This is a genomic window from Pantoea phytobeneficialis (assembly GCF_009728735.1).
Lineage (GTDB): Bacteria > Pseudomonadota > Gammaproteobacteria > Enterobacterales > Enterobacteriaceae > Pantoea > Pantoea phytobeneficialis.
The window spans coordinates 155,910-181,350 of sequence record NZ_CP024637.1; the positions used below are offsets into that span (position 1 = coordinate 155,910).

The window sequence follows — 25,441 nt, forward strand, 5'->3', positions numbered from 1 at the left end:
GGGGTCAGTGAGCCGTCTTCATATTGCCTGCGCCACTTGAAGATCTGATTAGCATTGATACCGTGCAGTCGTGCGACGTGAGACACGGTCATGCCCGGTTCCATAGTCTGCTGAATAATGGCAATTTTTTCCTGCGGAGTACGACGCCGACGTCGCTCAGGTCCTGATAACACTTCAACCATCTTATTATTCTGACTGGTGTTAAACATAGTTCCAAGACTACCTCTTATTTTAAGAGAGGCGAAGTGTCTGGTGATCTAAGGGGCTAATCTACAAAGCGCCGTGGGTTACCCTTGCCACTGAAGAGTGTGGCCTGAAGTTCTCTGCACGTAATCAATTTGCCGGTCGTGTCACCCGCGTCACCGAAGGCGCGGTTAACGCGACCGTGCACATTGCAACTGACGCCGGGTTTGAAATTGTCGCCGTCGTCACCAACGAAAGCCAGGAAGAGATGAAGCTGACGCAGGGCAGCCGTGTGCTTGCGCTGATCAAAGCCTCCGCCATTCTGATTGCGACCCGTGCCTGACCGTAGAGTGCCTATCGGCACGTTCACTCGTGCCGTTTTTATCCAGAGAGTGGGATGACGCATAACAGTCAGGATGCCAACTTGGGTGGCAATCTGACAAAAGTATGCATGACGGCATCGTATTTAATCATTGTGCAATTTATACCTGGCGTTCATGGTGAGTACTTGTGGTGAAACTGGCACAGATGCTAATTAAAAGCAGTGCCTACACCCGCATCTGCGATGCGCCTTCTCATTTTCTTATTGCGATGAATACCGGTATTGGTAATGCCGACACCACCCAATACAAAACCGATGAACATTATCCGGGTTATCATATTGCCTGGTAAAAAACTCTATTAATGAATGGCATTATTATTGATAAACTATTGCAATTAATCTGATTAATATAAAAAAGCCTTCACTGTTTTTATTTAAGCAGTCACACTACCAACCAAAAATGAATGGAGTGGGATGGTTTTTTTAGGTAAGTAAAATCCCATCAGGTAGAGATATCTTTCATTCATAAGGATATAACCAAAAACCATGCCTATGTGAGATGTGAAATGTACACTAACGCATTATGGATCATGCTGGAGAAGTCAGTTAATATTATCGGATTGATATATATTAATTCACTTATGGCAAAGTACATTGGGCCTGATAATTTCGGGAAGATAAATATTTCAACTTCGATTTTTATATTTGTGCAAACATTATCATGGTTTGGCGGTCAGAGCATTTTGTTTAAACGCATGAGCGAAAATACAAAATCCGGCATCGCAATGGCGATGAACACGCAAAATCAACGGCGTATTTTCTTTCTCCTGTCATCAAGTGCGATTTTAATTTATCTTTATTTATTTGCTGATTTCGTCGTATTTTTATTTGGCGTGGCGAATTGCATTGCTACTTACTATATTGTGATGGACTTCTTTTCCATTTACAACAACACTCAGCTTAAGTCAAAAATAAACACGATAACAAATGTGATTGGGCTATCAATAGCACTATTGATCAGGTTCTATATTTCGCACTTCGAGTTGCCAGTTTACTACTTCACCATTCCAATTATCATAATCCCGCTCATACCCTACATCATGAGGTTGGTTTATTTTAAAAATACGACAGAGCTAAAAGACAATGGCAAGGGGTTTGGGCTGTATAATCGGCATATGCTTTATGCCGGAGGGGCGTTGATTTTATCAAGCCTGTCAGTTGATATATACACCCAGATTTCCAACATTTTTTTGGCTAAAATAATTTCTTACTCAGATCTCGGGGTTTATAGCGTAGCATTAACCATAGGAGGTGCCTGGTCATTTATTGTTTTGGCGTTAATAACAAGTTTTTTTTCAAAAATATATAGCGAAAAAAACCCAATAGCTATTGAGAGACTGCTAATTAAAATTAATCGAATTGTAATTCTGCTTTCCCTTATTGCTTTAGGTGGGTTCTATCTTTTTGGTGACTTCTTTATTCGTAAACTGTATGGCGATAAGTATATGGATTCAGTGAATATCATCCCCGTGATAATTATTGCCACCATGTTCTCTGCATTGGGAACGATTTGCTACAGGTATATGATAAAGGAATCCGGATATAACTATCTGGCTAAAAAGATGTTTTTATGCTGTGTATTAACAATACCATTGTCCTGGATAATGATTAGTGCGTTCGGGATTAATGGCGCTGCATATTGTTTTTTGATTGTTGAGGTTTTGTCTTGCACTTTTCTTAATTACTTCTTCAAAGACAAAACAATCATCAAAATGCACCTTAATATTTTTAAATTGGGGTTGTCAAAATGAACGTGATAAAACAAACAGTAAAATCAGCTCTAAAGGTTGGCGCTAATGTTTTCCCTGAATTTTATGCTAAAACTCACTACCTGATCCGATTCAAGAAAAAATTAAACTTAAGAAACCCTGCCAGTTTTAATGAAAAAATACAGTGGCTCAAGTTCAATGAGCTAAATGATGATATTTACACGCTGTGCGCGGATAAATATAAGGTCAGGGAGTATGTTACAGCTAAAGGCTGTGGGGACATCCTTAATACCCTGTATGGAGTGTACGATAACCCACAAGACATAGACTATAGTGCGTTGCCAGAAAAATTTGCACTGAAATGTAACCACGGTGCAGGTTATAATATCATATGTGACGATAAATCATCATTAGACATTGAAAAAACCAACAAAAAACTTAATGAATGGTTAAGGCAAGATTACTCAGCAAATTTTGTTGAGCCGCAGTATAAAAAAATAGAAAGAAAAATTTTATGTGAGAAGTACATCGAAAATGAGCGCGGTGGTTTTCCTGATGACTATAAATTTTACTGTTTTAACGGGAAGCCCTACGCGGTAATGGTTTGCGTGGGAAGAGAGAAGGGAACACCCAAGTTCTATTACTTCGATATGAACTGGAAGCCTCTTCCTTTCGAAGATACCATTGAGTTAATCAAAGAAAACCATTGTCCAGAAATGCCCGAAGGATTTAATAAGATGAAAGCCTGCGCGATTAAGCTGGCTTCTGATTTTAAATTTGTTCGGGCTGATTTCTATCTTCTTAATGGTCAGGTGATTTTTGGTGAGCTGACATTTACACCTTCAGCAGGATTGGATGTCACCTTACAGGAAGCTGATGTCTTTTTAGGAAGCCAACTGAAGTTATAGTTTGCACGATGTTAGAAAAACGCATCAATGGCACACGAAAAATTTAAAGGTTGAACCCGCTATAAAATGGCGCAGTCGTGACATTCTCATCTCACGACTGCGCCATTTTTTTGGCTATTTCTCTGATAAATCATAACAGAAAAAACCAACTGAAAATGGTATCATCCAGGCCGAATGCTGCCCCGTAGTGGGCATAAACTGAAATCCCTGGGGGACACCTGATGAACAACGACGTACCGCTTAAATTTTATGACATCGTGGATGAGTACGAAGTAGACGCTGCCAAACCGGTCACAGAGTCAGAGCGAGACGCGCTGGCGCGCTATTTTCAGCTATTGATCACACGTTTGATGAATAACGAAGAGATCAGTGAGCAAGCGCAGCAGGAGATGGCCAATGAAGCCGGTATCGATGCGCTGCGTATTGATGAGATTGCGACTTTTCTCAATCAATGGGGCAATGAGTAGCTTTGTGTGTCGGGTATAATCCCACAAATTATTCAACAGGTTTAGAAACGCAAATGACAAAACTTACCTTACAAGAGCAGATGCTAAAAGCTGGACTAGTCACCAGCAAGAAAATGGCCAAAGTCCAGAGAACGGCGAAAAAATCACGCGTTCAGGCTCGTGAGGCAAGAGAAGCAGTGGAAGAGAACAAAAAAGCGCAACTTGAACGAGATAAGCAACTCAGCGAGCAACAAAAGCAAGCGACGTTATCCAAAGAGTATAAAGCGCAGGTGAAGCAACTGATTGAGATGAATCGAATCGTCATTGCCAAAGGCGATATCGAATTTAACTTCACCGATAATAATTTAATTAAAAAAATTGTTGTAGATAAGTTGACTCAAGCGCAGTTGGTGAATGGCCGTCTTGCCATTGCCCGGTTGGTGGTTGATAACAGTGGCAAAAGTGAATACGCGATAATCCCTGCCGTCGTTGCCGATAAAATTGCGCAGCGAGATGCGAGCAGTATCGTATTAAATAGTGCGCTCAGCCAGGAACAGCAGGATGAAGATGATCCTTATGCTGATTTTAAAGTGCCTGATGATTTGATGTGGTAATCAGGCATCTTCGCATTCAGAACGGGCTACTATGACGAGCGTTGATCGTCTCTTCACTGATGGGATGCACAAAATGCAGCTCACTGGCGTGCAACATCAGCCGTGGGGTCTGTTCGGTGCCCGGCAACAAGCGACCACCATACAGGTCGCAGCCTAAAATAGGGTGGCCCAACTGCTGGCAGTGAATGCGCAGTTGATGGGTGCGCCCGGTCTCCGGGATTAGCTGCACCCGCGTCAATGGCAGTCGAGTCCCATCCACCCATTCATGATAAAAGCGTTCAACCACCTGGTAACGGGAACGAGCAGGCTTGCCGTGAATGGCACAAATCGACATCAGCGGAAAGCGTGCCGGGTCTTTGGCAATCGGCGCGTCTATCACCCCTCCATTATCAGCCAGATGCCCACAAAGCAGTGCGCTGTACACTTTGGTCACGGTGCGCAGACTGAACTGCTGGCATAACGCGGCGTTGATCGTCTTATTGCGGGCAATCACCATCAAACCGGAAGTCCCAAAATCCAGGCGATGCACCAGGGTGCAGCCGGGGAATATCTTTACCAGCCGATGATGTACCGAATCGAGATTCTGCGGATTTTTGCCCGACAGACTGAGCAATCCGGTGGGTTTATTGATCAGCACCAGGTGGTCGTCTTGATAGAGTGTCTCTATCTGGTCATGGCACGGTGGAGCGATAAAGGTATCGTGAATCACAGACATCAGGCCGTCCGGCAGTAAGAGTGGCAGCGGATGATAACGAATTTTCAGTTGAGTGACGATTCTTGTTGGTATAGCAGCCAAAACTCCATGACCGTTTGCAGCGAGCACGTAACGGGAATCAGGCGCTTAATACCCATCCGGTTAACGCTTTGGAGAGGTTATGGCTTATACCATTCGCGGTTTAAACAGCAGCGCATTTACCCATTTGTTTGGTCAGGATGAGAACTATCTGGCGCGACATTTGGCGAGACGGATGCGGGCAGATAAAAACTCGGGTTTTCCGGATCGCATTGCCTTGCGTGATGTGCCGGAGGGGGAGTATGCGATTCTGATCAATCATGCTTACCAACCTGCGGAAACCCCTTACTTTGGCAGACACGCCATCTTTATCCATGAAGGTTGCACCAGGCAAGGTGTCTATCAGGATGAAGTTCCGCCTTATCTGACTACCCGGCTACTCTCGATGCGGGCGTTTAATGCAGCAGATATGATTATTGCGGCGGAGGTTACTCAAGGCAGTGAAGCGGAGTCGTTAATTTTTCAGATGTTGCGTCAGCCTGAAACCGCCTACATCCATGTGCATAGTGCCCGATTCGGCTGTTATCTGTGTGTCATTGAACGCAGTTGAAGCAAAACAAAACCCCGCACCGGCAGGTGCGGGGTTTACGGATTACAGCGCCATATCGTGTTGCGGTGACGGTGCTGCTTTAGCCGGTGCGGCGGCCTGCGGCTGAGTGTCAGCGGCTGGCATATTGATTACCGGAGGTTTGGTCAGTTGCAGTGTCGCTGCGGTGTCATCCCAAACCTGCTGTGCCAGTGCTGGATTGTCGTTCAGCTTCTGGCCGTAGGCCGGGACAATCTGATGAATCTTCTGCTGCCATTCCGGGCTGGCGAACTCAGTCGGGAACAGTTGTTTGATCACGTTGATAGCGATTGGTGCAGCCGTTGACGCGCCCGGTGACGCACCCAACAGCGCGGCCACGGTTTTCTGCTGATCGGTCACGATTTCCGTACCCAGCTTCAGCACGCCACCTTTCTCGGCATCTTTCTTGATGATCTGTACACGCTGACCAGCCTGAATCAGTTTCCAGTCTTCTTTCTTCGCGTCCGGGAAGTACTCTTTCAGCGCGGCAAAACGGTCATCATCATTCAGCATCACCTGACCAATCAGGTATTTCACCAGGTCGAAGTTATCAATGCCCACATGGGTCATCGGCATAAAGTTGCTGGTGGTGGTGGTGCCTAACAGATCAAACAGTGAACCGTTTTTCAGGAACTTGGTTGAGAAGGTCGCGAACGGTCCAAACAGCACCACACGCTTGCCATCGAGGAAACGCGCATCGAGGTGCGGTACGGACATCGGCGGCGCACCTACCGAAGCCTGGCCGTAAACTTTTTCCAGGTGACGGCTGGTGATGGCCGGGTTTTCGGTCACGAGGAACGACCCCCCCACCGGGAAGCCAGCGTAGTTTTCACCCTCAGGAATACCGGTTTTCTGCAACAGCTTCAGTGCGCCGCCACCGGCACCGATAAATACGTAACGTGCATCGATGGTGCGGTTCTCACCACTTTTCACATCTTTGATGGTGACATGCCAGCTGTTGTCGCTGTTACGTTTGAAATCGGTGACTTCAGATGAGGTTTCCAGCGAGAAATTTTCGTTCTTTTTCAGGCTACCGATCAACTGACGAGTGATTTCACCGTAGTTAACGTCCGTACCCACTGGAGTCCAGGTGGCAGCGACTTTCTGCTGCGGATCGCGGCCTTCCATAATCAGTGGCGCCCACTGCTGAATTTGCGCGTGATCGGTAGAGAATTTCATGCCCTGGAACAGCACGGTTTTCTGTAATGCTTCATAACGCTTGGTCAGATACTCAACGTTTTTATCACCCCAGACAAAGCTCATATGCGGCGTGGAGTTAATAAAGTTGTGCGGAGTATTTAATACGCCACGTTTTACCTGAGCGGTCCAGAATTGACGCGAAATCATAAAGGCTTCGTTAATTTCCAGCGCTTTACTGACGTCAATGCTACCGTCCGGACGTTCTGGCGTATAGTTCAGCTCCATATTTGCGGAGTGACCGGTACCGGCGTTATTCCAGCCGTTGGACGATTCCAGCGCGACGCCGTCCAGTTTTTCGACCATAACCTGTTTCCAGCTGGGTTGTAATTCTTCCAGCCAGGTCCCCAGAGAAGCACTCATGATGCCCCCGCCAATCAGCAGCACGTCAGTCTTTTCCGGCGTGTCGGCGGCATGAACGGCAGAGCTGACAAGTAATGCGGTGAGCGAAAGCGAGGTGATTAATTTAGTTGATTTTTTCATTGCGATAACAACGTTTCTAGGCGATGAGTAAAAAGTTCGCAACAAATTTAAAACATTGTTATTGAAATTTTAAAATTTATTTAGTTTAAAAACTATTGAATTAACAAGGCGGATTTATTTGGTTACAAATGTATTGCGCTATTTCCGCGTAAAATAAGCGGTTATTTTGTGTTGGGGCCCACTATTTATAACCGCTATTTCGGCAGGGTCAATGGTGCAGGAGAAAATTAATTTCGCTTAAGGAAGTGGTGAAGCGAATGTATTTGTTGTCCACGACTGTCCATATTTTCTTCGCCAAACCAGCGTGTTATTGCCTGCTGAATTACGGGCCATTCCGTATCAATTACCGACAACCAGTCAGTGTCGCGATTACGTTGCTTTCGTGTCATTGCCTGACGAAAACGGCCCTCGAACGTGAAGCCGAGACGTTCCGCTGCGCGACGCGAGGCGTGATTGGTTGAATCACAGCGCCACGCCACCCGGCGATAACCCAGCGTAAAAGCCTGGTTCAGCAACAGATAGATCGCTTCGCTGCCCAGCACGCTGCGTTGCATCAGCGGTGACCAGGTGACATGACCAATTTCCAGGGCACCATTTTGTTGGTCGATATTGGCGAAGCACACCAAACCGACCGCCTGCTGATGGGCATGGCTGAAGACCACATAACAAACCAGCCCGATATCAGCCATTTTTTCGCCGACCCAGCGGGCCATTGCTGTTAGCGACCGGGGCTGATTCGCGCCGAGCCATGTCCAGTCGCGATCGTCCCCGGCCAGAGAAAAGGCTGCCAGCAAGGGTGCGCAATGGGCGTCTTGCAAAGGTTGCAGGGTACAGAAGCGGCCCGTTAAGGCGATCGCAGCGGGACGTGCGACAGGCTGCCAATCTGGCAGGGCAAATCCAATGGGTTGACCGTATTGATTGAACTGAGACACACAACACTCCTCAGGTAATAGGGGGTTAATTTCGCAGCGGGGCGATAAATCGCGCCGCTGCGGAGGTTATGACAGCAGATAACCGCTGACCGCCTCGGCCATCAGTTGGCCCAGCAGTTGTTGTGCGGGATCTGCGCTATTTTTCTGCAACAACGCAATACCCAGCGTTCCTGGCGTCGGCAGTTGTCCGTTGATCACCCGCAATCCGGCGGGTAAGCCAATCTGGCTGCGCAGCGTGACGCCGAGTCCGGCCCGGACCGCCGCCCAGACGCCGCTCAGGCTATGACTGGTAAACACCACACGCCACGCCACTCCGGCCTGCTCCAGCGCAGCAATGGCGCGCGTGCGCATCAGGCATGGCGCTTCGAACATCACCAACGGCAACGGTTCACCACAAGCCAGCAGCGCAGCCACATCCCATTCGGCAGCCGCAATCCACGCCAGGGGGCACTGGCCCAGGCGTTCGCTGCTGGCGGGCAAATTATCCCCCTGCCACAACAATGCCATATCCAGGCTGTCTGTGGCGATCGCCTGCAACAACGGTTGGTTGCGATCGACGCGCGCGCTAATGCGCACGCCAGCATGTTGACGACTGAATGGACCAAGAATTCCCGGCATCAGCGATTCACCAAAATCCTCCTGCATGCCGATGCGCACGTCACCCTGCAACAACTCGCCGCGTACTGCGCGCCAGGCTTCATCGTTCAGCGTCAGCAGACGACGCGCATAGCTCATCAGGATCTCGCCACCGGGTGTCAACACCAGATGGCGGCCACGTTTCTCAACCAACGGCGTGCCGCACTGTTGCTCCAGTTTTTTTAACTGGGCGCTAACCGCCGAGGTCGAGCGACATAACTGCTGCGCCGCCAGCGCAAAGCTACCTGTCTCAATACCCAGCACAAAGCTGCGCAACGCGTCGCTGTCGAGTGAGATCGGAACCTTTTCCATAACTATCCTTAAAATCAGGATTATAAGTCCTGAATAATGCGATTTTCAGGATTGTAGCAGCGCGCGAGACTGAGTGTCTGTTAAATCAAGGAGAAAAGAGATGGCAAAATCCCTCGATCGTGACTCGCTGCAACGGGTCGCCCCCAAGCTGGCACAGCTAACGCAAGACGTATTGTTTGGTGATATCTGGCAGCGATCGGTTCTGACGCCCCGCGAGCGCAGCTTAATCACCCTGGCGACGTTGGCGGCGCTGGGACGGGTGCAGCAGCTGCCCTGGCACCTGCAATTTGCGGCGGAAAATGGCCTGACGCGCGACGAACTGGCAGAACTCTTCACCCATCTGGCGTTTTACGCGGGTTGGCCCGCCGCCGTGGCGGCCTTAACCTGTCTTGATGAGGAGAACATCTGATGCCCGTAACCCGAATTATGGTACGCGAAGGCTGGTGTGACGCAGATTTGCAAACCTTGTCCGAGACATTGCATGAGGTGCTGGTGGCGGAATTCAGCGTACCGCCAACCGACCGCTTTCAAATCATCGAAACCCTGCCAGCAACACGATTTATTTATGACCGCCACTATCTGAGCGGCGGACGCAGCGATCGCTACGTGTTATTTAGCCTGGTAGCCGGTAAATCGCGAACGACTGCGCAAAAACGCGCCTTTTACCGGGTGTTAAGTGAACGTCTGCAACAGCGGCTGAACCTCGATCCTGATGACGTCATGGTGGTCATTCAACAAACCAGCGCCGAGGAGTGGAGCTTTAGCCGCGGAGAGATGTTTGATTTATCGATGATAAAATAACTTAAACCCTCACTCCATCACCCAATGTCCGGCGCTAACTTCGCGATAGCGCCGCGTTTCCGGGACATAATCCAACGGTCGGATCGGGCTTTTCAGCTCGCTGACCTCAATCTGTCGCTTTAACTGGCGTCTGGCGGGATCGGGCACCGGTACCGATGCCAGCAGCTTGCGAGTGTAGTCATGCTGCGGGTTGTCGAAAATCGCGGCGCGTGGGCCGATCTCGACAATCTCGCCCAATAACATCACTGCCACCCGGTGGCTGACGCGCTCCACCACTGCCATATCGTGAGAAATAAACAGATACGACAACCCCAGGCTTTGCTGCAAATCCAGCAGCAGGTTGATGATTTGCGCTTTCACCGTCACATCCAGCGCCGAGACTGACTCATCTGCAATGATCATCTTAGGATCGAGCATTAGCGCACGGGCAATGCAGATACGCTGACGCTGACCGCCGGAAAACTCATGCGGATAGCGTTTCATCATCGCCGCCGACAGCCCGACACGCTCCATCAATGCGGCGGCTTTCTGAATCGCCTGCGCTTTGCTGCCCAGTCGATGCTGCAAATACGGCTCGATCAACGCTTCCTCCACCGACATACGTGGGTTCAGGCTGGCAAACGGATCCTGGAAAATCATCTGCATCGCACAACGCAGTTTGCGTAATTCGCTGGCGGAAAGGTTCAGCACATCGTAGCCGTCAAACTCAATCTGGCCGGATGTCGCGGCGGTCAGACGGGTGAGGGAACGCCCGGTGGTGGATTTACCACAGCCGGATTCTCCCACCAGTGACAACGTCTCACCCGGCAGCAACACAAAAGAGATATTTTCGACGGCGTGGACAGCACCGGTTTTACGGCTTAACAAACCTTCGCGGATGTCAAAGCGGGTGCTGAGATTTTTGACCGAAAGCAGCGGGGGAGCGGAGGCGGAGGGCAGGGTGTAAGTGGTTGTCGCGTCGTCAGCAAACTTACGTGGCCCGTCAATCCCGCGCATGGCTCCGAGCTGTGGCACGGTGGCGATCAGTCTGCGGGTATACGCCTGTGCCGGGGCGGAGAAAATCTCGGCGGTGGTGCCGCTTTCCACTTTCTCCCCCTGATACATCACCAGCGTACGATCCGCCACCTCGGCCACCACCCCCATGTCGTGGGTGATAAACAGGACAGCGGTGCCTTCCTCTTCCTGCAAGGTTTTAATCAGATCGAGAATTTGCCCCTGGATGGTGACGTCCAGTGCGGTGGTGGGTTCATCGGCAATCAACAGCCGGGGACGCAGCGCCAGCGCCATAGCAATCATGACCCGCTGACGCATACCGCCGGAAAAATGGTGGGGATAGTCATCAAAACGTTTGGCCGCATTAGGGATGCGTACCTTTTCCAGCAGGCGGATGGTTTCTTCACGCGCAGCGCGTTTAGTGATTTTGCGATGGGTTATCAACGCTTCCGCAATCTGGTGGCCGATGGTAAAAGAGGGATTCAGGCTGGTCATCGGCTCCTGGAAAATCATCGCCACCGCATTACCACGGATATCGCGCATTGCCGCTTCGCTTAAACCCAGTAAATCCACCCCGTTCAGCAGCACTTTGCCGCTAATCCGCGCATGGCGAGCATTGAGCAGCCGCATAATTGCCATCGAGGTGACACTTTTACCTGAACCGGACTCGCCGACAATCGCCAGCGTTTCACCGGCGTGAATATCAAATGAGACGCCTTTGACCACTTCACGCCAGCCCTCATCATGGCGGAATGCCACCGTCAGGTTTTCAATGCACAGCACGCTCATTGGTGTGTCTCAGGCACAAAACGGGCGGATAAGGTGCTGACCGGCAGAAAGTCAAAATCGGTGTCGAACGGGTAAGCCGGTTGGGTCATGCGCTTACGCTCCAGCCGCTCAACGTATTGATCAACCACCCCTTCCGACAACGCCATCAGGTTAGGATTTGCCAGGGGGGCCAGTTCCGGCGACAGATAGCCGGATTTCACCACCACAATATTTGCGCTTGCCGGGTCGAGGCCGAGCAGGCTGAAGTCCGCAAGATTGTGGTAAGGGCGGCGTCGGTCGGCCACCACCAGGGTGATACCGCCGGTTTGCAGCACCGCTTGTTTCGCGATAGAACGCGCATCATCCACCAGATTTTTTACGACAAATTCGGCGCTGGCTTTACCGCCAGCAGGATCGAGTGTGGCGCCAACGGTAAGCGACAACGTGGCACCCGGGCCGGCTGCAAAGGCCGCGTCGGTGGCCGGTTTATCGGTAATGCCCGCGACGATCACCCCTTGCGCCTGCTGACGGAGCAGTTCGGCCAGCATATCGGCGCGATCGCCGACGCCACCGCCGGTTGGATTGTCACCGGAGTCGGCGAGGATCACCGGATGGGTGGGGCTGGCAATCGCCATGCGCACGCACTCCTCGGTGCTGCCGGTGACACAGCCAAACACGAATTCGTCCCGTGCCTGCCAGTAAGCCAGCGCGAGTTTTGCTGCCTGTTCCGCCAGCACATCGGCATCGGTGCCGGTCATGATCGCCGCTGCGGTGGCGCGCGGTTCGTCAGCCCAGACGTAGCCCACCATCAGGGAGGCATCCCACACCGTGTCGATGGCGTTAATCCCGGGCAGGCGCGCATACAGGCTTTTCGCCGGTTCATCTTCGGTACTGGTGCGCTCACCAGGCAGCACCACCGGGATCGGTGCCCAAACCACGCCGGGTTTCACGCCGCTGTGCAGGCTTTTCACCAACATCGACACCGAACGACGCATGGTTTCTTCCACGTCGATATGCGGCGCGGTGCGGTAGGTGGAGAACATATCGATGGCATCGATAATGCGTTGAGTAACGTTACCGTGCAGGTCATAACTGACGGTGATCGGGCAATCGTCGCCGACCAGCTCGCGGGTGGCGGTAATCCAGTCACCTTCAGCGTCTTCCATCCCTTCAACGTAGACCGCGCCGTGCATCGCCAGATAGACACCATCCACCGGCAGCAGCGCGGCGAGGCGGCTGAGAAAATCCTGTTTAAAATCGTCGTACGTCACCCGCGCTACCGGACCACCGGCAATGGCGCGGGCGTGGAAGGTAGGCAGAAAAGTGGCATCGTAATCGGCCAGAAAGGCAAAGTACGGACTGGCCGTTAATTCATCACCGCGCAGAATGCGGAAGTCATCAGCATAATTCAGCACCGGGTTATAAGTACTGCACTCCGTATGAATACCACCAAAAGCAATGCGCATAGCAGCCTCCGCTACTCGGGTAAATGAATGAGGAATCGATAGGCCGCCACGCTGGCAGCGGCTCTGGCCCAGCTTTCATCGTCCAGTACGATGGTCGAGATCGGTGTTTTGCCCATGATGGAGGGCAGGACATTGGCATCAATTGCCTGCATCACCACCGTTTGCAGCAACCCATCAAACGCACCGGGATGATGGGCAATGACGATCAGTTCCGGGTCGTTCATCTGCACGATATTGGCGATGGCCAGGCCGAGAGCATTCCCCGCCTGGTGCAGAATGGCAATGGCCGCGCGGCTGCCTTTCGCCGCCTGGATTTCCAGCTCTGGCAACGTCTGGGCCGCGATCGCCTTGTCACGCATGTTTTCGCGGATGGCAGTTAACGAGGCCAGCGTATCGAGGCAACCGCGCTTGCCACAACGGCAGGGGCGGCCACCCGGTTCAATGGTGCAGTGGGCAATTTCACCGGCTGCGCCATGCGCGCCACGGTGCAGTTGCCCCTGAAAAAAATGCGCAGAACCGATGCCGTCGCTGTGCGAAATCAGGGTGAAGTTGCGTACTTTTTTTGCCAGACCGAAGATTTTCTCGCTGACCGCCAGAGCCTTGGCATCGTTTTCCAGCGATACCTCCAGCCCGGTGCGTGCTTTCAACATCTCCGCCAGCGGCACGTCTTTCCAGCCCAGCAGCGCAGACTGGACGCACACGGCCTGGTGTTCATCGACAAAACCAGAAAGGGTGACGCCAAGACCGATCAATTGGTCAGTGGAAATCCCCTGTGCTGCCACCAGTGGGGGGATCGCGTCGGCAATCGCGTGGGTTAATTGCTCAGGATCGAGATTCAGTGGCAATACGCGGTTTGCCAGGGCCCGTCCATGCATATCAATCAACACCAGGGTAATGGCCTCGCCGAGTAACGAGGCCCCGAGAAAATAGGCGCTGTCGGCACGCATTTTTAACAACACCGACGGACGGCCCTGGCCTGACGCTTCGGGAATACTCTCTTCCACTAAACCGGCATGCAGCATCTCTTTAATCAGGGTGCTAATCGCCGCCTTACTCAGTTTCATGTTCTGCGCGATAGCGGTGCGGCTCATGCCATGTGACGCGATAAGCAGACGGATAATTTGTTGCTGATGGGCATTGAGCATGCAGGACCTCAAAACAAGGCAGTGATGAACTGACAATAATAAGCCATGAAAACAAAGACAAGTTTATTTAGTTAATTTTCTGAACCTGGATCGAGATATAAGTAAAATATATGAACTAACATATTGGCTTTTGTTTATGAAGTATGCCTTATATAACGCGGTTAATTCACCGATCGTATCTGAGGGCCTTCATGGAAAGCACACTTAAGCGTTTCAGAGTCATTACTCTCGCGGGCTGCATGATGTCGTTATTTGCCAGCGCCTCCGCCTTTGCCAGCCAACTGGTTATTATGCAGAACGAACCTCCGCGCAGCATGGATCCGGGCAACCAGACCGCCACCTTTACCGGTACCGTGTTGGATCCGATGTACGAAGGCCTGACGCGTCTCGGTGATGACGGAAAGATTGTCCCGGCACTGGCGTTGTCCTGGAGCACGGATGCCAGCGGCCTGAACTGGACATTCAAACTGCGCCCGAACGTGAAATTCCATGATGGCACGCCGTTTAATGCCGATGCGGTGGTGGAAAACTTCCAGCGCCATCTCGATACCAAACGTGGTCTGGCGGCCAGCGGTAAAATTCGCACCTTTGTTCAGGATGTGAAGAAAATCGACGATCTGACGGTGACTTTTCAGCTGAAGAAAATAAACCCGGCATTTTTAACCATTCTGGCTTCGGGGCCGGGCTTAATGGTGAGTCCACAGGCGGATAAAGCGGGCAGTATTAATAATAAAGCCGATGGCACCGGGCCGTATAAATTGGTGCAATACAAATCGGGTGAATTTGTGCTGGAGAAAAAGAACCCGGACTACTGGGGTAAATCATCCGGCCCGGACGAAATTAAATGGACATGGAGCAGCGAGCCTTCGGTGATGAATATGGCGTTGCAATCCGGGCAGGTCGATATTATTAACCCGGTGCCGCCTCAATTTGCGGGCATGTTAAAAAACAATCCCAACGTTAACCTGAAACAATCACCGGGTGCCGCCGTGTTTTGGGTTGATCTGAATACCCAAAGTAAAGCGTTAAGCGATGTCCGCGTGCGTCAGGCGTTGAACTTCGCCACCGATCAGCCGGCGTTGAGTAAAGCGGTGATGTTTGGCTACGCGCAACCTGCCAACTCGGCACTGGCCCCGGTCGATGCCAACTACGATAAAGACCTGCATGATTACCCGTATGATGTGCAAAAAGCCAAAGATCTGCTGAAAGCGGCGGGTTATCCCGACGGTTTTGCCATGTCGATTGCCGTACAGGCACCCGATGCGCGTACCGCGCAGGTGTTACAAGGCATGTGGGCTAAGGTGGGGGTGAAACTCAATGTGCGCCAGATGGAAAGCGGCGTCTGGACCAAAGCGGCTTTTGCCGATGGTAAAGAGAAAGCGGCGCAGGGCACCGATGCGGTACTGGCGTCCTGGTCCTCCGGTCTCTATGGCTCCGACCTGCAACTGCGCCCGCTGTACCACACCAACAGCTTTGCGCCTGGCGGTGCCAACTTAGGCTTTTTCACCGATAAGCAAACCGATGATCTGATCGACACTGCGGCGTCGACGATGGATGACGCCAAACGCAAGGCGTTGTACTTCGAGGCGCAAAAGCGCATCAGCGGCCTCGCCCCGCAAGTGTTGCTGTTTTATCAGGATGATCTTTATGCCGCGCGAAAAAATATCAGTGGAGTCACCATGCAGCCCGGCGGTCAGCTGGTGGTGCGCGACGCGGTAAAAAATTAATCCAGGGCCAGCCACATCTCGTAGCGGCGCGATTTATCGCGCTATTTTAAAACCCGCGCGATAAGTCGCGTCGCTACCCAGGGCAATCCGTTATGAAAGCCTATGTCGCGAAAAAGGTGCTGTCACTGCCGCTGATTATCTTTGGCGTGTCAATCATCGTGTTTATCGCCATCCGCGCGTTGCCGGGCGATCCGGCACGCCTGATGGCCGGGCCGGAAGCGCCGCAGGAAGCGGTGGATAATATGCGCATCCGGCTGGGTCTGGATCAGCCGCTGCCGCTGCAATATGCCAAATTTGCCCTGGAAGCGTTGCACGGCAATCTTGGCATGTCGTTGCAGTCGCAGCGTCCGGTGATGACTGAAATCAGTGAACGCTTGCCCTATACCTTGTCGCTGGCGGCGCTGGCCTATCTGCTGGCCATCGCCATCGGTGTCCCCGCCGGAATGACCGGGGCAATCTATCGTCAGCGTATCCCGGATCAGGTGGTGATGGTGCTGACCATTGCCGGAGCCTCGATTGCCAACTTCTGGCTGGCATTGCTGGCGATGAACTATTTCGCGGTGCAACTTGGCTGGCTGCCATTGCTGGGGGCGGATTCGTGGCGCAACTACATTATGCCGACGGTGACGCTGGCGATTTTGCCAATGGCGATGATCGCCCGTATGACACGCTCCAGCATGCTTGATGTATTGAGTCAGGATTATATCCGCACCGCCAAAGCCAAAGGGTTATCGGCACGCAGCATTCACTGGAAGCATGCCCTGCGTAACGCATTGATCCCCATCGTTACCATTGTGGCATTAAACTTCGGTAGCCTGATTGGCGGGGCGGTCGTAACGGAGTCGGTGTTCAACTGGCCAGGCATTGGCCGTTTGCTGGTGGATTCAGTGCGCTATCGTGATTACCCGGTAATTCAGGGGGTGACGCTGGTGGCGGTGACCGGTGTGGTACTGATGAACCTGGTGGGTGAGATCCTCATCGGGTTGCTGAATCCGAAAATAAGGTTCGACTGATGAACAGCTTCGAAACGACCGTGCTGCCGCGTCGCTCGCGCAGCAGAAAATTGCTGCACTTTCTGGCGATGTATCCGTCAATTGCGATCGGGGGCGGGCTGGTGTTGCTGGTGGTGCTGGCTGCGTTGCTTGCTCCCTGGATCACCCACTGGGACCCGATTGAACAGGATCTGCTCAACACCTTACAGGCTCCCTCCGCCGCCCACTGGTTTGGCACTGATGATTATGGTCGGGATATTTTCTCGCGCGTGATTTTTGGCGCGCGTATCTCGCTGTTTGAGGTGTGCCTGAGCGTGGCGATTTCGATGGTGATCGGTATTCCGCTTGGCATTATCTCGGGTCTGGCGGGGCGTAAACTGGATGCGGCAATCATGTGGCTGATGGACATCATCTTCGCCTTTCCCGGTATCGTACTGGCGATTCTGATTGTCAGCGTGTTGGGCGAAGGCTTAACCAATATGCTGATCGCCATCTCGTTGTTCTCCATCCCGGTGTATGCACGTCTGAGCCGCAATCTGACGCTGGGACTGAAAAATATGGAGTATATCGAGGCGGCGCATATGCTGGGAGTGCGCTATCCGCGCATTATCACCCACTATATTTTGCGTAACTCGATTGGCCCGCTGATTGTGCAATCCACCCTGACGGCGGGGGCGGTGGTACTCTCTGCCGCCAGCCTGTCGTTTCTGGGATTGGGGGTGCAGCCCCCCATGCCGGAATGGGGCACCATGATGAGCGATGGTCGCAATTTTCTCGGTCTGAATATCTACGTGTCACTTTTCCCTGGTCTGGCGATTTTGATTACCGTACTCGGCTTTAACGTGCTGGGTGACGGCTTACGCGATGTGATGGATAAGCGTTTATGAATACAGTGATTTGTTTCGATTTAGGAGGTTCGTTTATCAAACTGGGGAAAGTGCAGGGAGACGGTGAACTGACCTTGCTCGGTCAGGAGAAGATGCCGACCAGCGCCTGGCCTGAATTTATCCGGCTGATGCGCAGCATGATCGAGCAGCATCACGCGCATTTTAGCGCCAGCAGCCCGGTGGCGATCTCCACTGCCGGTATTGTCACACCGGATAGCGGTGAAATCTTTGCCAGCAATATTCCGGCCTTTCATCAACGTAAACTGGCGCAGGAGTTGAGCGTTGAATTGCAACGTCAGGTAGTGGTGCATAACGACGCTGATTGTTTCACCCTGGCGGAAGCCTTAGCCGGGGCGGGAAAGGGGCATAAGGTGGTGTTTGGTGCCATCCTGGGTTCTGGCGTGGGTGGTGGTCTGGTGGCTGATGGCCGCATTATCATCGGGCAAAATGGTTTAACCGGTGAATGGGGACATGGCCCGATCGCCCTGACCGAGGTAGAAATTGCCGGTGAGTGGCATCGCCTGCCCCGTTTGTCCTGTCCCTGTGGACAAAAAGGGTGTCTGGATAGCTGGGGCGGTGCTCGCGGCATGGAGAATCTGCACCGGGTGTTGCATGGCGAAATGGCGACCAGTATCGATATTATCGCGCGCTGGCAACAACAGGAGGCGCTGGCGGAGAAAACCATCAGCGCCTGGTTGCAACTGGTGGGGCAACCGCTGGCGTACTGTATCAATATGACCGGCGCATCGGTGGTGGTGGTCGGCGGCGGGCTGGCATCTGTGACGCCATTGATTGCTGCGCTGGATGACGTGGTGCAAGGGTATGTGTTGCGCCGTAGCACCCAGCCGCTGGTGGTGCCGGGACGCTTTGCCCATGATGGCGGGATGCGGGGCGCGGCGCTGCTGGCAAAGCAAACGCGATGATATTCGTAGCGGCGCGATTTATCGCGCATTCAGTCCGCGTTCATGATGTCAAAGGCGCGCGATAAATCGCGCCGCTACGGAATTATAGCTACGTTTAAGCCAGCTTCTGCTGCAAAAACGCCATAAAAACCCGGTTCACCTCACTACGCTGACGATGCTGCGGATACAACGCATTCAGGCTCAACGAAGAAGGGTGCCAGTCATCCAGCACCGTCACTAAATCGCCACTGGCGAGGGCAGGAGCGACGATAAATTCAGGTAACAGAATCAGTCCCAGCCCGGCCATCGCTGCATCGCGCAGCATCTCCCCGTTGTTGCTGACCATCGGTCCCTGCACGTTAATCACCTCACGCTGTTCACCCCGGAACAGTTCCCAGCCGGTCTGGCTCTCGCGACCATAGCGCAGACAGGCGTGATCGAGCAGATCGTCAGGTTTACGTGGTGCATCGGCTCCTTGCAGGTAGCGCGGGCTGGCACAAATCACCCGGCGAAACTCACCCAACTTTTTGGCAATCAGGGTGGAGTCGGGCAGGGTCCCGATGCGAATCGCCATATCAAAACCTTCGCCAATCATATCGACATAGCGGTCTGCCAGCTCCACCTGGAATTGCAACGCCGGATGCAGGCTGAGAAATTCAGCGATATAGGGCGAAAGATGGCTGATACCAAATGACATCGGCACGCTCAGACGAAAACTGCCCTGGAGCACCTGACGGCGTCCGGATACCGCCAACTCCGCTTCCTGCACATCATCCAGAATGCGCTGCGCATGGCGGGCAAACAGCTGGCCGTTATCTGTCACCGACAACTTGCGCGTGTTGCGATTGAGCAGGCGCGCCCCGAGTGACTCCTCCAGCGCGGCTATGCGGCGGCTGACATATTGTTTGGAAAGCATCAACTGCTCGGCAGCCGCAGTGAAGTTACCGGCTTTAATTACGGCGACATAAATGCGCAGGTCATCTATCTGCATATTGTCCACTTATTAGTGACAGTCATTGTCAATGCAACGCATTGTTGGGCGTTTCAGTTTACGTATACTGAGTCCCATCAGGAAGCGAAATCGTCTTCCACCAACAAATTTGAGGAGCAGACCATGATTGAACAACGATTGTCAGCCCAGCGCGGCCTTGGTGACCACGGCTGGTTGCATTCACGCCATACCTTCTCGTTCGCTAACTACTGGGACCCGAAACAAACCGGTTTCTCAGATTTGCTGGTGATTAACGATGACCAGGTGGCACCGGGTCGCGGTTTTGGTGCGCATCCGCACAGCAACATGGAGATTATCTCTTATGTGCTGGAAGGCGCGCTGGAGCATAAAGACTCTATGGGCACCGGTTCAGTGATTGTCCCCGGTGACGTGCAGTTGATGAGCGCCGGTAACGGTGTGACGCACAGCGAGTTTAACCACTCTAAAGCGGAAAACGTGCATTTCCTGCAAATCTGGATCGTACCGGCAGAACGCGGCACCCAGCCTGGCTACCAGCAGATTTCGGTGGCTGAAGGTGACAAACGTGGTCAGCTGCGTCTGATTGTATCGCCCGAGGGTGATGCCGGTTCGCTGAGTATCCGCCAGGATATCCGTATCTATGCCGGATTGTTTGATGGTGCCGAGCAGCAGACCCTGGCGCTGGATGCCGACCGCTATGCTTACATCCATGTGGCGCGCGGCAGCATCGAAGTGAACGGTGTGGTGTTTAACGCCGGAGACGGTGCGCGCGTACGTAACGAAACCGCGCTGCAATTCGCTAACGGCAAAGATGCGGAAGTATTGGTGTTTGATCTGCGTCCGCTGGAAGTGAATCATCCTCAGCGTTAAGTTATAAAGGGGAGGCCTGATGGCCTCCTCTGTTCTCATTTGCGCGATAAATCGCGCCGCTACATAGGTGCAAAATTTTTTGCGCGATAAATCGCGCCGCTACATAGGTGCAAAATTTTATCGCTTATAACAACGATGCCGGTGCTACCGGTTTACCGGTTTTCAACGATGCCAGCGCCGCATCAGCCAGCAGCAGGGCCTGCAAGCCATCATTCCCACTCGGGTATTCTCCTTCCCCTTTTGCCAGTGCCTCAATAAAGGTCGCTAACTCGTTGCGATAGGCTTCGGCGTAGCGTTGCAGGAAAAAGTGCTGCGGTTTTTGCGCCACGACCCCCATCGCCACCGATTTCACCAACTGACTTTCCAGTTGATTGGTCACTGCTAACATCCCCTCGCTACCGTGGACCTCAATGCGTTGATCGTAACCATAGCTGGCGCGACGGCTGTTGGTGATCACTGCCATTTTGCCGCTGGCACAGGTCAGGGTGACCACGGCGGTATCGACATCGCCTGCCGCTTTGATTTGGGGATCAACCAACGCTGAAGCGGAGGCATATACCGAGACGGGTTCCTCATCCAGTAACCAGCGTGCCATATCAAAATCGTGAATCGTCATATCGCGGAACAAGCCACCGGAGACTTTCACGTATTCCGGCGGTGGTGCACCCGGATCGCGCGAGCTGATGGTCACCAGCTCGGTGCTGCCAATCTCCCCGGCGCGCAGGCTGGATTGCAGGTGTGCCATGCTGGGATCAAAACGGCGGTTAAAACCAATCATCAACGGCACACCTGCTTCCCGCACCGTGGCAAGGCAGCTTTGCACGCGCGCCAGGCTGAGATCGACCGGTTTTTCACAGAAGATGGCTTTGTTCGCTCTCGCGGCGGCTTCAATCAAATCGGCATGGGTGTTGGTGGCACTGCAAATCGCCACCAGATCGATGCTGCTGTCTGCCAGGATGGTGGCGAGGTCGGCAACTGTCGCGCCATACTTCTCGGCCAACGCTGTCGCTGCCGGAGCATAGACATCCATAACATACGCCAGCCGACACTGCGGATGGGCGGCGATATTTCCTGCGTGGATCTGGCCGATACGACCGGCACCCAATAAAGCGACATTCAGCATTGGTTATTCCTCGGGGGTAGAAAGGTTGTGGCGTTATTAATCGATGCGGGTGCAGATCAAGTCAAAACAAAGCCCCGGCGGCGTGATGAATTGATGAGGTAGATCACAGGCTTTTTTGATGTAACTAACATCAAATGTGAATAATTAGTTGTATTTCATGCGCTTGATGGATTTGGCTTTTTGCCAGGATGTACGGATACTGATTGCCTGTGAGGTAGATGACATCAGGACATGCCATGAAGCAACATCACTGGAAATCGCCGTCGATCAAACAAATCGCGCAGGAAGCTGCCGTCAGTCCCGCCACCGTTGACCGGGTGCTGAATGGTCGCGAAGGCGTAAGGGAAGTGACGCGCAAAAAAGTGGCAGACGCGATGCAGCGGCTGGGATTGAACGCAGATACCGGCAACCCGAGTGCTAACAGAACGCGCATTGCGATTATTTGCGAATCCGGTTCCAGTTTTCTCCATCAGGTGGAGCAACAGGTACGCGCTGCTATCAATGATTATCCCCAGCTCCATTTCAGCCTCGATAGCGTGCCGAACGTGCAATTCAATGCCGAACGCTTCAGCCAACTGATTACCCGGCGAGCCGCCACCAGTAGCGGCATCATCCTGGTGTGTCGCGATGAGGTAAAAATAAATCGTGCGGTTAAAGCGGCGATTGATGATGGGGTCCCGGTCATTTGTCTGACCAGCGATCTGCCCAATTCGCGGCGCAGCGCCTATGTGGGTATCGATCAGGTCGCTGCCGGAGCCACTGCGGGCTGGTTTATGGGCCGTATGCTGCCCGCACAGCAATCGGGCAATATTCTGCTGATTTGTAGTTCGACCTATCGTACCCAGGAGGAGCGTGAGATTGGCTTTCGCCGCGTGTTGCGCGAGGCATTCCCTTGGTTAACCATTCGTGATCGCGTCAACATTAACGACGAAGCGGAAACCGCGTATCTCAGCGTAAAAAAATGGCTGGAGCGGGGGAACCCGTTGGCAGGGATCTACAACACCGCAGGCGGTAACGAAGGGGTGGCGCGCGCGTTAACCGATTTTGGCGTACAGGATCAGGTGATATTTATCGGCCATGAATTGAGTGAAGCGAGCCGACTGCTGCTGGAGAACGGCACCCTGGATTTGGTGCTCGGCCATGATATTCGTCGGGAGATCGATCTGTGCCTCGCCCTGTTGCAACAGCCGGGCAGCGGTCAGTCGTTCAGTGACAGCAAAATTCCGCTGCTCACCTGGCATCGCTACTCTTATTTTGCCTGACGGCTCAGGGGCAGAACACCACCCACAAAATGATCACGCCGAATATACACACCAGAATGGCTGAAATGATTGAATCAGCACACATAATTTACCTGCCGGATTTCAGGATGAGGGGACGAGAATACGCGCAAATCATGGAGAAAAATGGATGAACCTGAAACAGGGAATTTTTAAAGGTTAGGCTTTGTTGCCGGGCTTACACTTGACGTAGCCTGGCGGCTGCAATACAAATAGACGCGTCGGGGGAGTCTCGCTCAAGAGACTGAGAGGCTAAAAGCGCACTGCGCGGCTTAGCGACCCTTTGAACCTGACCCAGTTGATACTGGCGTAGGAAGACTGACAGCCTGTCATTTCGGCTGTCTGACATCGGGACGTTTTTCCGTTGCGCGTGTCATTTCCCTCCTCCTGTATCCCGGGTCTCAGTGCGAAAACTGAGAGGCCGATGTGAATTCTCCCCTTTGTATTACGGAATACCCGCTATGAGCCGCTGGTCTGTACTCGGTGGCGGTGTTGCGGGCCTGTGTGTGGCGACCTTACTCGCCGAACGCGGTGAACAGCTTGAAGTGATTAGCGATGACGCGCGTCAGCCCGCCTCCTGGTTTGCCGGAGGTATGCTCGCACCCTGGTGTGAAGCAGAAAGCGCACCACGCGCCGTCATTGAGCTGGGGCAGCACTCCGCAGCCTGGTGGCAACAACGCGTCAGTTGCGTTGAACATCAGGGCACGCTGGTGGTGGCACCACCACGCGACAGCCAGGAACTGAACCGCTTTGCCCGCATGACCGAACAACATCAATGGATTGATCCGGCAGACGTGGAGCCAGCCCTCGCCGGGCGCTTTGCCCGTGGTCTGTTTTTTGCGCAGGAGGGGCATCTCGATCCTCGCCTGGCACTGAATGAAATGCGTGAAAAGTTGCAGCAACGTGGGGTGGCTTTTCACCACGGGAAGCCGTCGGGGCAGGTGATTGATTGCCGGGGCATCCATGCGGCAACAGCGTTGCCGGGCCTGCGGGCGGTGCGGGGCGAGATGTTGATTTTACACAGCGATGAGGTGCGCTTCTCACGCCCGATTCGTCTGCTGCATCCGCGCTTTCCCTGCTATCTGGTGCCGCGTCGCGGCGGCCATTTTATGCTCGGTGCAACTATGGTCGAAAGCCATGATGCCAGCCCGATCAGCGCCCGTGCCATGATGGAGTTGCTGAGCGCGGCCTGGGCCATCCACCCGGCGTTGGCCGAAGCGCGTATTGTCGAAAGCGCCAGCGGTTTGCGTCCGGCGTATCCGGCAAATCTGCCGGAAATTCACTATCAAAACGGGACATTTTACCTTAACGGGATGTACCGCCACGGCTTCCTGCTGGCTCCGCTGATGGCGGAACAACTGATGCAGCGTTTAACTTCGGAACAACTTCATGAATATTCAGCTTAACGGTCGCCCGGTGCTGACGGCCGCCCGTACCCTGACCGAACTGCTGCGTGAGCAGCAGATTGACGTGGCCTGCGTGGCAACCGCCTACAACGGTACTTTTGTCCCCAAATCCCGCTACGACAGTCAGCAACTGGAAGAGGGTTGTCAGCTCGAAGTGTTATCACCGATGCAGGGGGGCTAATGATGTTTTATGGCTTTGAACCGCAATCCCGCTTTCTGCTTGGTACCGCAGGTTATCCCTCACCGGCAATTTTGCAGCAGGCGATTGCGGCTGGCGGCAGCGAGATCATTACCGTCAGTCTGCGGCGTGAAGGGGCCGCTGGGGCCGCCTTCCGTGAACTACTTGCGCAACTGGATGTACGCGTGCTGCCGAACACCGCCGGGTGCCACACGGTGCAGGAAGCCGTGACCACAGCGCAGATGGCGCGTGAATTGTTTAACACCCCGTGGATCAAGCTGGAGGTGATCGGCCATGCCGACACGCTACAACCTGATCCCTTCGCGCTGGTGGAAGCGGCACGCATCCTTTGCGCCGATGGCTTTCAGGTATTCCCCTACACCACTGAAGATTTGATCGTCGGTGAAAAATTGCTTGAAGCCGGCTGCGAAGTGCTGATGCCGTGGGGCGCACCCATCGGTTCCGGTCAGGGGCTACGTAACATTGATGGCCTGCGCGCGATGCGGGCCTGGTTCCGTGATGTTCCGTTAATTGTCGATGCGGGCATCGGTGCCCCCTCGCAGGCAGCACAGGCAATGGAGCTGGGTTTCGATGCCATTCTGCTCAATACCGCAGTGGCTAAAGCGGGTGACCCGGTGCGGATGGCAGGAGCCTTTCGCCAGGCGATCGAGGCAGGAAAAGCTGCCCATGACGGTGGCCTGATGGAGAAACGCGATATGGCTGCCGCCTCCACGCCGATCTTTGGCCTGGCGACTTTCGGCGGAGAGGGGTAA

At 53.2% G+C, this 25,441-nt stretch carries 27 protein-coding genes, 1 pseudogene and 1 riboswitch; of the genes and pseudogenes, 18 read left to right on the forward strand and 10 right to left on the reverse strand.

Annotated features, from left to right (window positions below; translation table 11 throughout):
• The coding region (locus CTZ24_RS20915; RefSeq protein ID WP_208726221.1) for a transposase at positions 1-182 on the reverse strand (182 nt) is incomplete at its 3' end.
• Between the two features lie 86 nt (positions 183-268).
• Here CTZ24_RS20915 and CTZ24_RS20920 point away from each other — a divergent pair.
• The 6 genes and pseudogenes from CTZ24_RS20920 to CTZ24_RS20945 form a co-directional block, all read left to right on the forward strand.
• Positions 269-526 (forward strand): annotated as a pseudogene (locus CTZ24_RS20920) (TOBE domain-containing protein); the annotation flags it as partial.
• A gap of 167 nt (positions 527-693) precedes the next feature.
• The gene (locus CTZ24_RS20925) at positions 694-855 is read left to right on the forward strand and encodes a hypothetical protein (protein ID WP_208726223.1); all 162 of its coding nucleotides are present in this window, start codon (positions 694-696) and stop codon (positions 853-855) included.
• A gap of 216 nt (positions 856-1,071) precedes the next feature.
• On the forward strand, positions 1,072-2,316 hold the full coding sequence (locus tag CTZ24_RS20930; protein WP_208726225.1) for an oligosaccharide flippase family protein: 1,245 nt from the start codon (positions 1,072-1,074) through the stop codon (positions 2,314-2,316).
• Positions 2,313-3,182: an ATP-grasp fold amidoligase family protein gene (locus CTZ24_RS20935; RefSeq protein WP_208726227.1), complete on the forward strand. Its 870-nt coding sequence runs from the start codon at positions 2,313-2,315 to the stop codon at positions 3,180-3,182. The genes CTZ24_RS20930 and CTZ24_RS20935 overlap by 4 nt, the downstream gene beginning before the upstream one ends.
• Positions 3,183-3,403: 221 nt before the next feature.
• On the forward strand, positions 3,404-3,649 hold the full coding sequence (locus CTZ24_RS20940) for a YmjA family protein (protein WP_208726229.1): 246 nt from the start codon (positions 3,404-3,406) through the stop codon (positions 3,647-3,649).
• A 53-nt stretch (positions 3,650-3,702) separates the two neighbouring features.
• Entirely contained in the window at positions 3,703-4,242 is a 540-nt protein-coding gene (locus tag CTZ24_RS20945; RefSeq protein WP_208726231.1) for a DUF2058 domain-containing protein, read from the forward strand.
• A gap of 16 nt (positions 4,243-4,258) precedes the next feature.
• On the opposite strand, the gene CTZ24_RS20950 is transcribed toward CTZ24_RS20945, so the two are convergent.
• A complete protein-coding gene (locus CTZ24_RS20950) occupies positions 4,259-4,957 on the reverse strand; it encodes an RluA family pseudouridine synthase (protein ID WP_208726233.1) in 699 nt (232 codons plus the stop codon).
• A gap of 160 nt (positions 4,958-5,117) precedes the next feature.
• Here CTZ24_RS20950 and CTZ24_RS20955 point away from each other — a divergent pair, with 160 nt between their 5' ends.
• Positions 5,118-5,585: a DUF1203 domain-containing protein gene (locus tag CTZ24_RS20955; protein ID WP_208726235.1), complete on the forward strand. Its 468-nt coding sequence runs from the start codon at positions 5,118-5,120 to the stop codon at positions 5,583-5,585.
• Between the two features lie 42 nt (positions 5,586-5,627).
• Here CTZ24_RS20955 and mqo read toward each other — a convergent pair whose 3' ends face one another.
• From mqo to CTZ24_RS20970, 3 genes are all read right to left on the reverse strand, one after another.
• Positions 5,628-7,280: a malate dehydrogenase (quinone) gene (gene mqo / locus CTZ24_RS20960; protein WP_208726237.1), complete on the reverse strand. Its 1,653-nt coding sequence runs from the start codon at positions 7,278-7,280 to the stop codon at positions 5,628-5,630.
• A 227-nt stretch (positions 7,281-7,507) separates the two neighbouring features.
• Positions 7,508-8,212, reverse strand: a complete 705-nt coding sequence (locus tag CTZ24_RS20965) for a GNAT family N-acetyltransferase (protein WP_208726239.1) — start codon at positions 8,210-8,212, stop codon at positions 7,508-7,510.
• 66 nt (positions 8,213-8,278) lie between these two features.
• Positions 8,279-9,160 carry a LysR substrate-binding domain-containing protein gene (locus CTZ24_RS20970; protein WP_208726241.1) on the reverse strand — a complete coding sequence of 294 codons (882 nt, stop codon included), beginning with the start codon at positions 9,158-9,160 and terminating at the stop codon, positions 8,279-8,281.
• Positions 9,161-9,260: 100 nt separating this feature from the next.
• Here CTZ24_RS20970 and CTZ24_RS20975 point away from each other — a divergent pair, with 100 nt between their 5' ends.
• Both CTZ24_RS20975 and CTZ24_RS20980 read left to right on the forward strand, forming a co-directional pair.
• Positions 9,261-9,569: a carboxymuconolactone decarboxylase family protein gene (locus CTZ24_RS20975; RefSeq protein WP_208726243.1), complete on the forward strand. Its 309-nt coding sequence runs from the start codon at positions 9,261-9,263 to the stop codon at positions 9,567-9,569.
• Positions 9,569-9,961 carry a tautomerase family protein gene (locus CTZ24_RS20980; RefSeq protein WP_208726245.1) on the forward strand — a complete coding sequence of 131 codons (393 nt, stop codon included), beginning with the start codon at positions 9,569-9,571 and terminating at the stop codon, positions 9,959-9,961. Before CTZ24_RS20975 ends, CTZ24_RS20980 begins: the two co-directional genes overlap by 1 nt.
• A 9-nt stretch (positions 9,962-9,970) precedes the next feature.
• Here the strand turns inward: CTZ24_RS20980 and CTZ24_RS20985 are convergent, their stop codons facing one another.
• The 3 genes from CTZ24_RS20985 to CTZ24_RS20995 are packed head-to-tail and all read right to left on the reverse strand — an operon-like array spanning position 9,971 to position 14,333.
• The gene (locus tag CTZ24_RS20985; RefSeq protein WP_208726246.1) at positions 9,971-11,743 is read right to left on the reverse strand and encodes an ABC transporter ATP-binding protein; all 1,773 of its coding nucleotides are present in this window, start codon (positions 11,741-11,743) and stop codon (positions 9,971-9,973) included.
• Positions 11,740-13,188, reverse strand: a complete 1,449-nt coding sequence (locus tag CTZ24_RS20990) for a M81 family metallopeptidase (protein ID WP_208726248.1) — start codon at positions 13,186-13,188, stop codon at positions 11,740-11,742. The genes CTZ24_RS20985 and CTZ24_RS20990 overlap by 4 nt, the downstream gene beginning before the upstream one ends.
• A gap of 11 nt (positions 13,189-13,199) precedes the next feature.
• The gene (locus CTZ24_RS20995; protein WP_208726250.1) at positions 13,200-14,333 is read right to left on the reverse strand and encodes an ROK family transcriptional regulator; all 1,134 of its coding nucleotides are present in this window, start codon (positions 14,331-14,333) and stop codon (positions 13,200-13,202) included.
• A 191-nt stretch (positions 14,334-14,524) separates the two neighbouring features.
• On the opposite strand from CTZ24_RS20995, the gene CTZ24_RS21000 reads away from it, so the two are divergent.
• The 4 genes from CTZ24_RS21000 (at position 14,525) to CTZ24_RS21015 (ending at position 18,862) form a co-directional block, all read left to right on the forward strand.
• Entirely contained in the window at positions 14,525-16,060 is a 1,536-nt protein-coding gene (locus CTZ24_RS21000; protein ID WP_208726252.1) for an ABC transporter substrate-binding protein, read from the forward strand.
• Positions 16,061-16,152: 92 nt separating this feature from the next.
• Positions 16,153-17,073 (forward strand): ABC transporter permease, encoded by a 921-nt coding sequence (locus CTZ24_RS21005; protein WP_208726254.1) that lies wholly within the window; start codon positions 16,153-16,155, stop codon positions 17,071-17,073.
• Positions 17,073-17,939, forward strand: a complete 867-nt coding sequence (locus CTZ24_RS21010) for an ABC transporter permease (protein ID WP_208726256.1) — start codon at positions 17,073-17,075, stop codon at positions 17,937-17,939. The genes CTZ24_RS21005 and CTZ24_RS21010 overlap by 1 nt, the downstream gene beginning before the upstream one ends.
• A complete protein-coding gene (locus CTZ24_RS21015) occupies positions 17,936-18,862 on the forward strand; it encodes an ROK family protein (protein ID WP_208726258.1) in 927 nt (308 codons plus the stop codon). The genes CTZ24_RS21010 and CTZ24_RS21015 overlap by 4 nt, the downstream gene beginning before the upstream one ends.
• Before the next feature lie 94 nt (positions 18,863-18,956).
• Here the strand turns inward: CTZ24_RS21015 and CTZ24_RS21020 are convergent, their stop codons facing one another.
• Positions 18,957-19,832 carry a LysR family transcriptional regulator gene (locus CTZ24_RS21020; protein ID WP_208726260.1) on the reverse strand — a complete coding sequence of 292 codons (876 nt, stop codon included), beginning with the start codon at positions 19,830-19,832 and terminating at the stop codon, positions 18,957-18,959.
• A 123-nt stretch (positions 19,833-19,955) separates the two neighbouring features.
• Between CTZ24_RS21020 and CTZ24_RS21025 the strand changes: the two genes are divergently transcribed.
• Complete coding sequence (locus tag CTZ24_RS21025; RefSeq protein ID WP_208726262.1) at positions 19,956-20,681, forward strand: pirin family protein; 726 nt, start codon at positions 19,956-19,958, stop codon at positions 20,679-20,681.
• 124 nt (positions 20,682-20,805) lie between these two features.
• On the opposite strand, the gene iolG is transcribed toward CTZ24_RS21025, so the two are convergent.
• Positions 20,806-21,804, reverse strand: a complete 999-nt coding sequence (iolG, locus tag CTZ24_RS21030) for an inositol 2-dehydrogenase (RefSeq protein ID WP_208726263.1) — start codon at positions 21,802-21,804, stop codon at positions 20,806-20,808.
• A 236-nt stretch (positions 21,805-22,040) separates the two neighbouring features.
• Here iolG and CTZ24_RS21035 point away from each other — a divergent pair, with 236 nt between their 5' ends.
• The 4 genes from CTZ24_RS21035 (at position 22,041) to CTZ24_RS21050 (ending at position 25,441) form a co-directional block, all read left to right on the forward strand.
• Complete coding sequence (locus CTZ24_RS21035) at positions 22,041-23,066, forward strand: LacI family DNA-binding transcriptional regulator (protein ID WP_208726271.1); 1,026 nt, start codon at positions 22,041-22,043, stop codon at positions 23,064-23,066.
• 231 nt (positions 23,067-23,297) lie between these two features.
• Positions 23,298-23,417, forward strand: a riboswitch (TPP riboswitch).
• A gap of 128 nt (positions 23,418-23,545) precedes the next feature.
• A complete protein-coding gene (locus tag CTZ24_RS21040; protein WP_208726273.1) occupies positions 23,546-24,490 on the forward strand; it encodes an FAD-dependent oxidoreductase in 945 nt (314 codons plus the stop codon).
• Positions 24,474-24,671 carry a sulfur carrier protein ThiS gene (thiS, locus tag CTZ24_RS21045; protein WP_208726275.1) on the forward strand — a complete coding sequence of 66 codons (198 nt, stop codon included), beginning with the start codon at positions 24,474-24,476 and terminating at the stop codon, positions 24,669-24,671. The genes CTZ24_RS21040 and thiS overlap by 17 nt, the downstream gene beginning before the upstream one ends.
• Positions 24,672-24,673: 2 nt before the next feature.
• Positions 24,674-25,441, forward strand: a complete 768-nt coding sequence (locus tag CTZ24_RS21050; RefSeq protein WP_208726572.1) for a thiazole synthase — start codon at positions 24,674-24,676, stop codon at positions 25,439-25,441.

Coding starts and splice junctions, on each gene's coding strand:
- CTZ24_RS21050 (WP_208726572.1), top strand. CDS start 24,674: ATGTTTTATGGCTTTGAACCGCAATCCCGCTTTCTGCTTGGTACCGCA.
- CTZ24_RS21015 (WP_208726258.1), top strand. CDS start 17,936: ATGAATACAGTGATTTGTTTCGATTTAGGAGGTTCGTTTATCAAACTG.
- CTZ24_RS21000 (WP_208726252.1), top strand. CDS start 14,525: ATGGAAAGCACACTTAAGCGTTTCAGAGTCATTACTCTCGCGGGCTGC.
- CTZ24_RS20995 (WP_208726250.1), bottom strand. CDS start 14,333: ATGCTCAATGCCCATCAGCAACAAATTATCCGTCTGCTTATCGCGTCA.
- CTZ24_RS20985 (WP_208726246.1), bottom strand. CDS start 11,743: ATGAGCGTGCTGTGCATTGAAAACCTGACGGTGGCATTCCGCCATGAT.
- thiS (WP_208726275.1), top strand. CDS start 24,474: ATGAATATTCAGCTTAACGGTCGCCCGGTGCTGACGGCCGCCCGTACC.
- CTZ24_RS20975 (WP_208726243.1), top strand. CDS start 9,261: ATGGCAAAATCCCTCGATCGTGACTCGCTGCAACGGGTCGCCCCCAAG.
- CTZ24_RS21035 (WP_208726271.1), top strand. CDS start 22,041: ATGAAGCAACATCACTGGAAATCGCCGTCGATCAAACAAATCGCGCAG.
- CTZ24_RS20990 (WP_208726248.1), bottom strand. CDS start 13,188: ATGCGCATTGCTTTTGGTGGTATTCATACGGAGTGCAGTACTTATAAC.
- CTZ24_RS20955 (WP_208726235.1), top strand. CDS start 5,118: ATGGCTTATACCATTCGCGGTTTAAACAGCAGCGCATTTACCCATTTG.
- mqo (WP_208726237.1), bottom strand. CDS start 7,280: ATGAAAAAATCAACTAAATTAATCACCTCGCTTTCGCTCACCGCATTA.
- CTZ24_RS20980 (WP_208726245.1), top strand. CDS start 9,569: ATGCCCGTAACCCGAATTATGGTACGCGAAGGCTGGTGTGACGCAGAT.
- CTZ24_RS20945 (WP_208726231.1), top strand. CDS start 3,703: ATGACAAAACTTACCTTACAAGAGCAGATGCTAAAAGCTGGACTAGTC.
- CTZ24_RS21025 (WP_208726262.1), top strand. CDS start 19,956: ATGATTGAACAACGATTGTCAGCCCAGCGCGGCCTTGGTGACCACGGC.
- CTZ24_RS20940 (WP_208726229.1), top strand. CDS start 3,404: ATGAACAACGACGTACCGCTTAAATTTTATGACATCGTGGATGAGTAC.
- CTZ24_RS20930 (WP_208726225.1), top strand. CDS start 1,072: ATGTACACTAACGCATTATGGATCATGCTGGAGAAGTCAGTTAATATT.
- CTZ24_RS21020 (WP_208726260.1), bottom strand. CDS start 19,832: ATGCAGATAGATGACCTGCGCATTTATGTCGCCGTAATTAAAGCCGGT.
- CTZ24_RS21010 (WP_208726256.1), top strand. CDS start 17,073: ATGAACAGCTTCGAAACGACCGTGCTGCCGCGTCGCTCGCGCAGCAGA.
- CTZ24_RS20935 (WP_208726227.1), top strand. CDS start 2,313: ATGAACGTGATAAAACAAACAGTAAAATCAGCTCTAAAGGTTGGCGCT.
- iolG (WP_208726263.1), bottom strand. CDS start 21,804: ATGCTGAATGTCGCTTTATTGGGTGCCGGTCGTATCGGCCAGATCCAC.
- CTZ24_RS21005 (WP_208726254.1), top strand. CDS start 16,153: ATGAAAGCCTATGTCGCGAAAAAGGTGCTGTCACTGCCGCTGATTATC.
- CTZ24_RS20950 (WP_208726233.1), bottom strand. CDS start 4,957: ATGTCTGTGATTCACGATACCTTTATCGCTCCACCGTGCCATGACCAG.
- CTZ24_RS21040 (WP_208726273.1), top strand. CDS start 23,546: ATGAGCCGCTGGTCTGTACTCGGTGGCGGTGTTGCGGGCCTGTGTGTG.
- CTZ24_RS20970 (WP_208726241.1), bottom strand. CDS start 9,160: ATGGAAAAGGTTCCGATCTCACTCGACAGCGACGCGTTGCGCAGCTTT.